At 59.8% G+C, this 12,001-nt stretch carries 9 protein-coding genes; 2 read left to right on the top strand and 7 right to left on the bottom strand.

The window, feature by feature from the left end:
• The 6 genes from FQ755_RS08945 to FQ755_RS08920 all read right to left on the bottom strand — a co-directional run.
• On the bottom strand, positions 1–1,388 hold a 1,388-nt coding region (locus tag FQ755_RS08945), incomplete at its 3' end, for a chloride channel protein (RefSeq protein WP_260858447.1).
• Positions 1,389–1,390: 2 nt separating this feature from the next.
• Positions 1,391–1,807 carry a MarR family winged helix-turn-helix transcriptional regulator gene (locus FQ755_RS08940; protein WP_144153214.1) on the bottom strand — a complete coding sequence of 139 codons (417 nt, stop codon included), beginning with the start codon at positions 1,805–1,807 and terminating at the stop codon, positions 1,391–1,393.
• Positions 1,808–1,901: 94 nt separating this feature from the next.
• The gene (locus tag FQ755_RS08935; protein ID WP_144153212.1) at positions 1,902–2,501 is read right to left on the bottom strand and encodes a uracil-DNA glycosylase family protein; all 600 of its coding nucleotides are present in this window, start codon (positions 2,499–2,501) and stop codon (positions 1,902–1,904) included.
• A gap of 152 nt (positions 2,502–2,653) precedes the next feature.
• Positions 2,654–4,105: a catalase gene (locus FQ755_RS08930; RefSeq protein ID WP_144153210.1), complete on the bottom strand. Its 1,452-nt coding sequence runs from the start codon at positions 4,103–4,105 to the stop codon at positions 2,654–2,656.
• 85 nt (positions 4,106–4,190) lie between these two features.
• On the bottom strand, positions 4,191–4,889 hold the full coding sequence (locus FQ755_RS08925; RefSeq protein ID WP_144153208.1) for an HD domain-containing protein: 699 nt from the start codon (positions 4,887–4,889) through the stop codon (positions 4,191–4,193).
• A gap of 622 nt (positions 4,890–5,511) precedes the next feature.
• Positions 5,512–8,256, bottom strand: a complete 2,745-nt coding sequence (locus FQ755_RS08920) for a TonB-dependent receptor (protein WP_144153206.1) — start codon at positions 8,254–8,256, stop codon at positions 5,512–5,514.
• Positions 8,257–9,114: 858 nt separating this feature from the next.
• On the opposite strand from FQ755_RS08920, the gene FQ755_RS08915 reads away from it, so the two are divergent.
• Entirely contained in the window at positions 9,115–9,546 is a 432-nt protein-coding gene (locus FQ755_RS08915) for a MarR family winged helix-turn-helix transcriptional regulator (protein ID WP_144153204.1), read from the top strand.
• A gap of 34 nt (positions 9,547–9,580) precedes the next feature.
• Positions 9,581–10,996, top strand: a complete 1,416-nt coding sequence (locus FQ755_RS08910; protein WP_144153202.1) for a DHA2 family efflux MFS transporter permease subunit — start codon at positions 9,581–9,583, stop codon at positions 10,994–10,996.
• Between the two features lie 12 nt (positions 10,997–11,008).
• Here the strand turns inward: FQ755_RS08910 and FQ755_RS08905 are convergent, their stop codons facing one another.
• Entirely contained in the window at positions 11,009–11,956 is a 948-nt protein-coding gene (locus FQ755_RS08905) for a LysR family transcriptional regulator (protein WP_144153200.1), read from the bottom strand.
• Positions 11,957–12,001 lie beyond the last annotated feature (45 nt).

The raw sequence follows: 12,001 nt of genomic DNA, 5'->3' as shown, positions 1-12,001 counted from the left end.
CTCGACTTCCATGCTTCTTCTCTGGAGACTCTGACAAAGTGATGTCCATCAAATCGCAAATGATGGACATCACTTTGCTGTGTATCGCAGCAACCGCCTACGACGGTGGGGACGAGCCGCTTACTTTTCTCGGTCATGATCGAGCGGCGCATTGTCACCGTCGCGAAGCCGTGCGCGATCAGCGTCGCGCTCAGCAACGGCAGCAGCGCGTTGCTGTCATGGGTGAGACCGAAAGCGAACACGATTGCCGTCAACGGCGCGCCAAGCGTGGCGCCGAGCGTGGCGGCCATGCAGACCAGCGGCCACAACACCGGCTGGTTGCCCGGCAGCCAATGCGAAAGCACCGCGCCAAGTCCGGCCCCAAGCATCAGCAGCGGCGCGAGCACGCCGCCGGACGTGCCGGACCCGAGCGCAACGACCCACATGACGGCCTTCACGGCCAGCAGCAGAAGCGCTATCTGCAAGGCAATGTGCTGATGCAGCAGATCGCCGATCACGTCATAACCGACACCCAGGGCGCGCGGTTCGAGCCATCCGCCGATGCCGACCACGACGCCGCCCAGCGCGGGCCACCACATCCAGTGGAGCGGCAATTTGCCGAACAGGTCTTCGGTCTTGTACAGCGCCGCAGAAAGCCCTGATGCCAGGGCGCCCGACAACAACCCGGCAATCACGCACGAGAAGAGCGCCCAGCCATCCGGTGCGGCAGTTTCAAGCGGAAACAACGGGCCCGTGCCGAAGAAGAGTGCGCGGCAAAAGCCGGCCACCGCGCAGGCCACCGCCACCGGCAGGAAGCTGCGTGGCCGCCATTCGAACAGCAGCAGTTCCACCGCGAGCAGCACGGCCGCCACCGGGGTGCCGAACACGGCCGTCATGCCAGCCGCGGCGCCTGCCACCAGCAGCGTTTTGCGTTCCGCCGAAGTGACCTTCACGCATTGCGCGATCAGCGAGCCGAGCGCGCCGCCCGTCATGATGATGGGCCCTTCCGCGCCGAACGGGCCGCCGCTGCCGATCACGATGCCGGACGACAGCGGCTTGAGCACAGCCACCTTAGGCGACATCCTGCTCTTGCCGAACAGGATTGCTTCGATAGCCTCAGGAATGCCGTGTCCGCGGATTTTCTCGGAACCGTACCGCGCGATCAGGCCGACGATCAGCCCGCCTATCACCGGTATAGCCATGACCCAAACACCCAGCGTGTTGGTGGCGGGCGAACGGTCGGCAAACGAAAGCGTGCCGAAGAAAAACAGATTGGTGAACAGATGGATCAGATTCAGCAAGACGAAGGCGGCGAATGTGCTGACCACCCCGATGCATGCCGCCAAAGCAAAAATGGCGGGAAGCCGTGCGTTGACCGAGAAGTCACGCTTGTGTGAATTCGTGCTCATGGTTAGTCGAAGTCGATCTGTGGAATCTGGAAAGCACCCTCGAGCGATTTCAGTTCTGCGCGATGCAGTTCCGCCAGTTTGGCCAGCAGGCGCTCGCCGGCCTTTTCAAGGTGCACTTCCACCTGGCGGCGATCGCTTTCGCTCACCTGACGGCGTACCAGATTGAGCGCTTCGCAACGCGACACCAGCGCGACGACGCCGTGATGCTGCGACTGAAGCCGCTCTGCCAGTTCGCCGATGGTGGCCCAGTCGCGTTCCGGATATCCCTTGATATGCAGCAGTAACAGATACTGCAGGGGCGTAATGCCCTCGCTTTGGGCGGCCTGTTCCGAGAACCGCTCGAAGCGCCGCATCTGGTAGCGAAACTCCGACAGTTGCTCGAAGTCGGCCTTGTTCAGGCCGCGAGTTCGTACTTTCATGGGACATCCATCAAGGCTAACGAACCTCGATTATATCACGTGATGATATATTTGATATGTCGCACGTCCTGGCATGGAAAACCGCTGAGCCTCGTCACGCAGCCAATTCCTGCGCCACCCTTTCGCGTAACGTAGGCAACACCTCTGCTTCAAACCAGGGATTGCGCTTGAACCAGGCAATATTGCGCGGCGACGGATGTGGCAGCGGAATCACCTGCGGGCCGAATTCCCGCCACCGCAACAGGTTATCGGTTAGCGTTGCGCCGAACGTCGCGCCCAGTCCGAACCGTTGCGCATATTGTCCGATCAGCAGCGTGAGGCGAACCGAGCGCATCTGTGCCAGCAAAGCAGGGTGCCAATGCGCGGCGCATTCAGGACGCGGCGGCAAATCGCCGCTCGCGCCGCGCCCAGGGAAACAGAAACCCATCGGCACAAGCGCAAATTTCGTAGCATCGTAAAAGCATGCTTCGTCGACGCCGAGCCATGTGCGCAGGCGCGTGCCGCTCGCGTCGCTCCATGGCACACCGGACGCATGCACTCGCGCACCGGGCGCCTGGCCGATAATCAGAATTCGCGAGCCTGCGGATGCCGCGACAATGGGACGTGGAGCATGCGGCAGCACGGAGGCACAAATGGTGCAGGCGCGGATCTCACGCACGAGGAGGTCTAGAGGGATGGGCTTCGTGGCGGTCATGTCGGTGATGGCGCAGTGCGACGGGCGGTGGTCTCGCTGCGCATCTATCTTGCAGGGCTTTATCAGGCCGGGTAAAGCAAAATGATAGCGGGTTCGCGCGACTCCCTCGTCAATCGCGCGAACCCGCAGCGCCAGTGCTCGCCGCCTGGTGTCTAGCCGGCTTGCCCTTCGAGCGCCTCGATAGCCCCGGCAACCCCCATTCCATACTCGCGATCCGCCAGCGTGCAATGCTCGATATGCAGTTGCTGAATCGCCTTCGACACCCCGCGCATCGCTCGCGCTGTGTTCTCGAACAGCGTCTGTTTCTGCGCGGGCGTCATCAGCCTGAACAACGCACCCGGTTGTGAATAATAATCGTCGTCCACGCGATGATTCCAGTGATCCGCCATCCCTTCCAGCGACAGCGGCGGCTCGCGGAAATCGGGCTGCTCCTGCCATTCGCCGCGTGTATTCGGCTCATACGAAGTTGCGCCGCCGGAATTCGCATCGACACGCATCAGCCCGTCGCGATGATAGCTATGCACATATTTCGTGCCGCGTGGCGAGTTCACCGGAATCTGATGGAAGTTCACGCTCAGGCGATAACGCTGCGCGTCGCCATACGAAAAGAGCCGCCCCTGCAACATCTTGTCCGGCGAGAAGCTGATGCCAGGCACGACGTTGGCCGGCGCGAAAGCGGCCTGCTCGACATCGGCGAAGTGATTCTCCGCATTACGGTTTAGTTCGAAGAAACCGACTTCGATCAGCGGATAGTCGCCTTTCGGCCAGACCTTGGTCAGATCGAAGGGGTTGATGTGATAGCTGCCCGCGTCCTTCTCCGGCATGATCTGCACAAACAGCGTCCAGCGCGGGAATTCGCCGCGTTCGATGGACTCGTAAAGGTCGCGATGATGCGTCTCACGATCGCGGCCAACCAGCGCTTCCGCCTCGGCGTCGCTCAGATTGTCGATGCCTTGCTGCGAGCGGAAATGGAACTTGACCCAATACCGCTCGTTTTGCGCGTTGATAAAGCTGAACGTGTGGCTGCCGAATCCGTGCATATGACGGAACGTCTTCGGAATGCCGCGCTCGCTCATTACGATCGTGACCTGGTGCAAGGCTTCGGGAAGCTGGGTCCAGAAGTCCCAATTGCTCTCCGCGCTGCGCAGGCCGGTGCGCGGGTCGCGCTTGATGGCGTGATTCAGGTCGGGAAACTTAAGCGGATCGCGCAGGAAAAAGACCGGCGTATTGTTGCCCACCAGGTCCCAATTGCCTTCCTCGGTATAGAACTTCAGCGCGAAACCGCGGATGTCGCGTTCCGCATCCGCCGCGCCGCGTTCGCCGGCCACGGTCGAAAAACGCGCAAACATCTCGGTCTTCTTGCCGATCTCCGAAAAAATCTTTGCTCGCGTGTAGCGTGTGATGTCGTGCGTCACGGTGAACGTGCCGAACGCGCCTGATCCCTTCGCATGCATGCGCCGCTCGGGAATCACCTCGCGGTCGAAATGCGCCAGCTTTTCGAGGAACCATACGTCCTCGAGCAGTGCCGGGCCGCGCGGGCCGGCGGTCTTGATGTTCTGGTTGTCGACGACGGGTGCGCCGAATGCGGTTGTGAGCTTGGCCATGCTAATCAACTCCTTTGATGTCAAAGAGGGCGAGCGGATGACGGGAAATGCAAGAGCGATCGACGATGACCCTGCTCTTTCAGTGCTATGCCTGAGCGGTATGCGAGCAACTGCAAGCCGCGTGATGCGCATGACCGGCCTTGCTGTCGTCCCATGCCGAACCCAGAATGATCTGGCAGAAATTCAGGCGCTTATAAGTGGGGTCGCGCAGTTCGAGAACATCCGCCTTGACGTTGCCGAACGTGGTTTCGGGCTTCTTGATCGTGCCATGTGCAAATGCATCGATGATGTCATTTTTGAAAGTCGTTTCACGCGGATGCGCGGCGACCACCTGAATTCGCTGGTCTTCGCTGAATTCGTTATAAGCGAGCCCGAGCACATCCATTTCGACACCGGCGGTCACCAGCGCAACCACCGGCTTCATATGTTCGGGCACACCGGGCGTCGTATGCAGCGCGATGGACGCCCATACCTGTTCGATATCGTATTCGTTGACGCTGTATTGCGTGAGGAAGTCGCGTGCTGCGTTGGCGCCGTCCACTTCAAAACGGTTGGTCTTGCTGCTGTATGCATCGATCAAGCCCATGTCATGGAACATTGCGCCGATATACAGCAGCTCCGGGTCGTACTTGAACTGTTTGCGCTCGCCCGCCAGTGCACCAAACAGAAACACGCGACGGGAATGGTTATACAGCAGGTCCGGCTCGGTGTCGCGCACGAGTTCGGTGGCGGCGCGCGCCATGATGCTGTCGGGAATCCTGATACCGGCGATAGTGGCGGTCATACGATACTCCTTAAAGATCAGATCAGCGGGTTCGAAAAATATTGCTGCATGTGAGGGCCTGTTGATGCTGACCAGTATTGGTCAACGCCCGTTGGCGGGCAACGACCAGGGACCGTGCAACACTGCCAGGCGCACCACGTTTTCTGCCGTGGCGATGCGAAGGGGGAGATTGGGGTGGGGCGATTCGGACGAAACGCAGGCTGGGCGGGCTGGCGCTTCGCAAAGCCGACTGCCCGGAGGGGACGGGAACGCGCGGAAAAAACCTGGACTTTGGCGTAGATCGATGCGACGTAGGCGACCGGCGGATATCGCCTACGCGCCGGACAGCGAGGGTGCCACTGCGGACGAAGCCTTGAACCGATGTTGACGGAGACGGGTTCGGTGGGCAACGGGTAGAGCCGCTCGCTGGGCGTGGCGTGTAATCGTCCTCGACCTTGCCGAGTTTCGTCGGCAACGAGGCGCGGGTTCGCGGGCTTGTAGCCCCACGAAATTATCGATGTTCGACAGATGCTTTGACCGGTATGTGAGGCGCTGCGCCGCTTCCTGTTAAAACGTACAGGAAGCGGCGCAGCTCGTTACTTACTGAAAAGTAGTTAGGATTACGTTACGTTAAGTATCGCCACTAGAATCGGTACGTTGCACCAATCTGGAAGAAGCGCCCAAGGTCGGTATACAGCGATTGATCGTACCCGGTGATGTCCGGCGTGGCCTGCCATTCGACGTCGAACGGCGGCTTGCGGTCGAACAGATTCGTGATGCCGCCATAGATTGTCCAGTGCTTGATGCCGCGATAACTCGCCATCAGATTGAACTGACTGTACGACGCCACCGAACCGGGGCCGCCGTCGCCGAACTCCGCCGCCACCGCATTCGTGTAGGGGCCCGTGTATTCCCAGGTCAACGAAGTCGTCAGATTGTGGAAGTCGTAGGACAGCGTCGTATTGCCCTTCCAGCGCGGCGTACTGGCGCCGAACGGTTGCAGATACGCGAGGTTGTTGCCGGCGAAGTCCTGCGGCGCCGACCCTGGGCTGCGCAGCTTGTAATGCCATACGTAAGCCCAGTCGCCGGTTAGCGTGAACGTGCCATACGACGTGCGCAGCGCCTTGCGGAAGTTCATGTCGAAGCCGTCGGTATCGAGCGAGCCCAGGTTGACGAACGGCTGCACGATATAGCGGATCGTGCCATCGGGATTGCGCACTACCGTCGACGGGTCGTTGGCATCCAGCACCGCGTTTGGATCTGCGGTCCCGATCACGCCGTCGATATGCACCTTGTAGAACGCCGCACCAATATCCGTCAGCGCGTCCGGCGAAAGCTGGAAGCCGATGTTGTAGTTCTTCGTGTGCTCAGGTTGCAGGTTGGGATTGCCGGTGGTCTGCTCGGTTGTGAAGTGCTTGGTGGGCACGCCGCTCGGATCATTCGGATCCACCAGATTCTGGTGGCCCAGATAGACCGCCTGCGAGTTCTCGACGCCGGTGGGCGCGCGGAAACCTCGGCTGTACGACGCAAAAGTGGTCAACATGCGAATCGGCTGGAAACGCAGGGCGAAACTCGGCGAGAAGGCGCCGCCGAAGTCGCTGTAATGGTCGTAACGCGAGGCCTGCGTGAAGGTCAGATTGGTGATGATCGGAATGTCGATTTGATAGAACGCCGCGGCCACATTGCGTGAACTATCCACCGACTGCACGTTGGCCGGCGCCGTGATGCCCCGCGACGACAGCGTTTGCGGATTGATGACCGACGACTCATGACGGAACTCCGTGCCGAAGCCGAGACCGACATTACCGGTTGGCAGCGTGAACAGGTTCGCGGTCGAGGTCTTGGCGGTCACGCTATCCACTTTCGAAATCGACTGCTGATTGTCGTCGGTGAATACGCCGTTCAGGCCGTTTGGCGTCGCGGCAGGATTCGCGAAGTTATAGGTGCCGTTCGTCAGCATGTTCTCGAGACCCGCTACGTTCAGGCGGTTCGAGTATGTCGTGTCGACAGTGCTTTGCGAGTGGCCGTAATCGGCGGACCAATCCCAGTTGCCCAGCTTCGCGGTGTTGAACGAGCCTTTGACACCGGTCGAAGCCATCCAGAACGTCGACACGGTATCCGCCACGCCTACGTTGTTCGGGAACGTCAAATTGATCGGCGTACCGACGCCAAACGGGTTATAGGGATTCGACGCGGGCACGGTGAGGGGCAGCGGCGAGACGGAACCTGTCGTGGGGCTGAACACGTTCGACGTGCTGCTGATCGAAGCGGGGCCTTGCAACTGCACGTTTTCATCGCGGCTTACCCAAAAGCCGGCATACGCTTCGGTGTCTTCGTCGAGCTTGAAGGTGCCGCGAACCTTCGCATTCAGGCGCGTCACAGCCGGCGTCAGGGACGTGCCGGCGGCCACGTTGTACGTGCACGACTGGCCGTTAGTCGCCGCCGGATTGCTGCCGGGCGGGCAGGGGGAGAGCGCCGTGTTGCCGCCAGGCGTTGCCCAGAAGGTTTGCTGGTTCGGGCCTAACGGCGCCGCGTGACCGCCGTCGTACTGCGTGAAGTTTTGGCCGGAGGTCATGTCGCGGTCGGCCAGCGTCGAGCCGCTGTCGCGGTAGTAGCTGGCGGCCGCCGTGACGTTGAAGCGATCCGAGTTGAGGTCGCCGAAGCCGCCAAGCACGCTGAAGCTACCTTGCCCATTGCCGGGATGCTGTGCCTTGCCGAGTTGCGTGTCGAGTTGCAGTCCCTGGAAATTCTTCTTGGTGATGATATTGACGACCCCGGCGATCGCATCCGAGCCGTAGATCGAAACCGCGCCGGTCTTGACGATGTCGATGTGATCGACAATGCTCAGCGGGATCGCGTTGACGTCGAAGAACGTGTCGGTGAAGTTGACCGCTTGCGCGTAATTAGCGACGCGTTGTCCGTCCACCAATACCAGCGTGTACTTTTCGCTCAGGCCGCGCAGCGCTATGCCTGCACCCCCTGGCGCCGAGCTGTTCATGGTGGACTGAGACCAGCTACTGGCCGAATTGGCCGCCGTACCGCGCAGGAAATCAGAGACGGTGGTGTAGCCGCTTTGCTGAATGTCCTTGGCGGTAATGGTCTGGACTTCGATATTGCCGACCTTGTCCGAGGTGCGAATCAGCGAGCCTGTCACTTCGAATTTCTTGAGCTGTTTGACGGCCGGTGTAGCCGCCGCATCCGAAGCGGCGGCGACCGCCGTGCCGCCGTCATGCGGACTCGCCTGGGCGATCGTAGCAGACGAAGCTGCCACTGTATCCGCTGCCGCCGGTTGGCTCTGCGCGAACGCGGAACTGCCCGCCACCGCGGTTAAAGCCATTTCGGCCCAAAGTATCTTTCTTATGGCCGAACCCAAAACCTTCTGTTTCATCTTCTCTCTCGCCACTAACGCCGGTTGTTATACGAAAAGGCCTGGCGAGCCTGATCGTTTGCGGTACCCCACCGCCTTGCTTTGAACTGCCGTTGATTCTTGCGACTTAGGCGACGATTCCTTCAAGGTTCAGGTCGGAATCGGCTTCTAAATAAATAGTTATGCTAAGCAAATGAATTGCCCTGGTAAGAGGTACGCATGGCTTCCATAAAAGTCGAGCGCTTTCTGTTTAGACGAGCGACAGCAGCCTCAATCTTTTATGAGAAAAATGAATTAGTTATCCTAAGTTGATGAAATGGGAAAATCGACTCAACAGTTTTCCCACCCGCTTCAACGATGTTCCGACACCTGCCGACGCGTTCCCCCCGGTCTACCCAACAAAATGACTTAGCGTACCTTTCAGTTTGTGGTCGGAAACATATCAGGGCAGAATTAGTTCGTCAAAATTTGTTTGATGTAAGTAAAGAAAGTGTGTGCTTTTCGTAACATGAATGAGTTCTGGATCACGTTGGCGGGCAGGCGGGCAATGCCTCGGCGTCGGTATGACAAAAAAAGACCCGCGCACCTAAGGGGAAGGTGGCGGGTCTAGAACACACTGACAAGTGCACTTACGTCGGAGTAAATAAGGCAAATTGTAATTCAAATGAAAATAAAATGTAAACAGATGGAGGCAAAAAATTTCACCGGCCCCACTGAACGTGCGCGCAAAAGATCCGGGACGCGGACGAATCTACAGCCTCGGCCACGACTGGCGCCGCATCTGGACTAAATTGGACAGTCAAACTTAAAAGGTTAACTTGCAAGTTTGACTGTCTACCTTCATGATCCCGACACACCCAACTTACCGCTCGGAAAGTTATGTCCACCAGCAGCACGTTTGAACAGGCCGTCCTGGATCTGATGCAGGCCCTGGGTCTGCTCATTCGCCGCACCCGCAACGAATCCTATGCCGGAGAGCTTTCCATGACGGAGGCCGTGGTCATGTCACGGCTGGCTAACGACGGCCCCGCCACCACCGCGGCTCTTGCGCGCGCCGAGAAAATGAAACCGCAATCGATGGGCACCACCGTCACCGCGCTCGAGGAAATGGGCATCGTCACGCGCACGCCGCATGCTACCGACGGGCGTCAGATGCTGATCGAGCTTACGCCGAAGGGCGCGCAGTTGCGCAAGAAGAATCGCGAGGCGAAGCAGATGTGGCTTTCCGAGGCCATCGCTGCGCTTGAGCCTGAAGAGCGCGAGACGCTGTTCAAGGCTGCAGGGATCATGAAGAGGCTGGCCGGCAAATGAGCTTGCAACGAAGAATCGGCAACAGGAACTCGCGATGAGCGATACCGGCAAGCACGTTGATGCACCCGCACCCTCCGCAGCGTCCGTTGGCCCGTCGGTCTGGAAGGTGGCCGTCGTCGCTGTAATCGGACCGTTCATGACCCAGGTCGATTCGACGGTGGTCAACGTCTCGCTATCCACGATCAGCCATGCATTAGACGCGCCGATTGCGACCGCGCAGTGGATCGTCAGCGGCTATCTGCTGGCCATGGCGCTGATGTTGCCGCTCAACGGCTGGCTGGTGGATCGCATCGGCGCAAAGCGGCTCTACCTGCTCTGTTTCTCGACCTTCACGTTGGCGTCGATTTTATGCGGCGTGTCCCAAACCATGAGCGAGCTGATCTGCGCACGCGTGTTTCAGGGCCTGGTGGGCGGCGTGCTGGCGCCCATGACGCAGATGATGATTGCGCGCGCCGCTGGAAAAAACATGGCGCGCGTGATGGGCTATACCACGCTGCCTATCCTGCTTGGACCCATCCTCGGTCCGGTATTGGCCGGCACGATTCTCGCGCACGCCTCATGGTCGTGGCTTTTCTACCTCAACGTTCCCGTCGGCATGCTTGGCGTCGGACTGGCCGCATGGCTTCTTTCACCCGACACCGCTTCCTTGCAAAAGCGTCCGTTCGATTTCGTCGGCTTTGCGCTAATTTCCCCTGGACTCGCCGCCTTTATCTACGGATTGCAGAATGCTTCGCATACCGAAGGAAAATGGATTTTGCTCGCAGGCGCCGCTTTGCTGGCGGGATTTCTGTGGCATGCCTTGCGAAAGGGCAGTTCAGCCCTGATCGACATACGGGTCTTCGCGGACCGGACGTTCTCGGTCGCCGCGCTCACGCAGTTTTTTGCCAATGGCATCATGTTCGGCCGGCAACTGGTGGTGCCGCTTTATCTGATCGCGGGCTGCGCCTTGTCTGCCGCGCAAGCGGGCTGGCTCGTCGCCGCGACCGGCCTTGGCATGATGTGCTCGTTTCCGTTGCTAGGATTTTTAACCGGACGCTACGGATGCCGCGCGGTGTCGGCGGGCGGTGCGTTGCTGGCTTTCCTGAGCACGCTCGCGTTTCTCTGGATGCCCACACATCAATTCTCCGTGACGTGGGCCGCGCTCAGTCTGTTCCTCGCCGGCGTGGGGCAGGGCACGATCAGCATACCGTCGATAACGGCCGCGTATTCGTCGATACCCAAGGCGCGGCTTCCCGTCGCGAACACCGCGTTGAACATTGCGCAAAGAGTCAGCGGGCCACTGGCGACCACGCTGCTTGCCGTGGTCATCTCGTTGACGGTGCATGGCACGAAGAGCGCCCAACCGCAGCAATTTCTGCCGGTGTTTGTGATGCTATCTGGCCTGCACTTGCTGGCCTTCGCTGCGGCGATGTTTTTGCCGCTGCGGATACATCGCGCATCCGCGGGGTGAAGGCTGACAGGTTCAGGTACCCGCCCGGCCGCGCGCCTGCCGCGGCCGTCGTTTTACCTCAGGCTCAGTTGAGACCGCGGCCGGCAGGCGTGCGAGTTCGATAAAAGCCTTGAGGTAATCGATGTCGACATCGGTTTCGCGGGCGCCAAGGAAAATCTGCTTGGCGATGCCCTTGCGTCCCAGCCGCACTGGAACCAGATTCATCTTGTCCGCATACTCTTCCACCAGCCAGCGCGGCAGCGCGGCGACGCCCCGGCCGCTTTCCACCATTTGCAGCATGATGTCGGTGGTTTCGATCGCCTTGTGGCGGCGCGGCGTCACACCGGCCGGCATCAAGAACTGATTGTAGATATCGAGCCGGTCGGTCTCTACCGGATAGGTAACCAGCACTTCCTGTGTCAACTGCTCGGGTTTCACGTACTCGACGCCGGCGAGCGCATGCTCGCGATTTACCACCAGCACCTGCTCGTAGTCGAACACCGGTTCGAAGCGCAGGCCTGGTTTGAAGAGCGGATCCGGCGTCACCAGCAGATCGATCTCATAGCCGAATAACGCGCCAATGCCGCCAAACTGGAATTTCTGTTTGACGTCGACATCCACGTCCGGCCAGCGCGCCAGATAGGGCGAGACCACCTTGAGCAACCACTGATAGCAGGGATGGCATTCCATGCCGATGCGCAGCGCGCCGCGTTCGCCCTGCGCATACTGTTTCAGGCGTTCCTCGGCGAGATCCAGTTGCGGCAGCAGACGGTTGGCTACGGCCAGCAGGTATTCGCCAGCTTGCGTGAGACGCAGATTGCGGCCTTCGCGCAGCCAGATATCCGTGCCAAGCTGCTGCTCCAGCTTTTTCATGGAGTGGCTGAGGGCCGATTGCGTCACGTACAGGACGTCCGCCGCAGCGGTGAGCGAGCCGTGTTTGTCGACGGCCTGGACGATCGCCAGATGAGTTCTTTCAAGCATGACGTGGCATGAGTAAAACTAATGGTTGATTGAATTATCACCATT

The sequence above is a fragment of the Paraburkholderia sp. BCC1885 genome, assembly GCF_900996235.1.
Classification (GTDB): domain Bacteria; phylum Pseudomonadota; class Gammaproteobacteria; order Burkholderiales; family Burkholderiaceae; genus Paraburkholderia.
Note: the sequence above shows the minus strand (reverse complement) of the source record. Positions and strands in the feature narration are given on the sequence as shown.

Bases quoted from the DNA above. Each gene is read 5' to 3' on its own strand.
- FQ755_RS08920 (WP_144153206.1), bottom strand. From the start codon at position 8,256: ATGAAACAGAAGGTTTTGGGTTCGGCCATAAGAAAGATACTTTGGGCC.
- FQ755_RS08925 (WP_144153208.1), bottom strand. From the start codon at position 4,889: ATGACCGCCACTATCGCCGGTATCAGGATTCCCGACAGCATCATGGCG.
- FQ755_RS08905 (WP_144153200.1), bottom strand. From the start codon at position 11,956: ATGCTTGAAAGAACTCATCTGGCGATCGTCCAGGCCGTCGACAAACAC.
- FQ755_RS08935 (WP_144153212.1), bottom strand. From the start codon at position 2,501: ATGACCGCCACGAAGCCCATCCCTCTAGACCTCCTCGTGCGTGAGATC.
- FQ755_RS08910 (WP_144153202.1), top strand. From the start codon at position 9,581: ATGAGCGATACCGGCAAGCACGTTGATGCACCCGCACCCTCCGCAGCG.
- FQ755_RS08930 (WP_144153210.1), bottom strand. From the start codon at position 4,105: ATGGCCAAGCTCACAACCGCATTCGGCGCACCCGTCGTCGACAACCAG.
- FQ755_RS08940 (WP_144153214.1), bottom strand. From the start codon at position 1,807: ATGAAAGTACGAACTCGCGGCCTGAACAAGGCCGACTTCGAGCAACTG.
- FQ755_RS08915 (WP_144153204.1), top strand. From the start codon at position 9,115: ATGTCCACCAGCAGCACGTTTGAACAGGCCGTCCTGGATCTGATGCAG.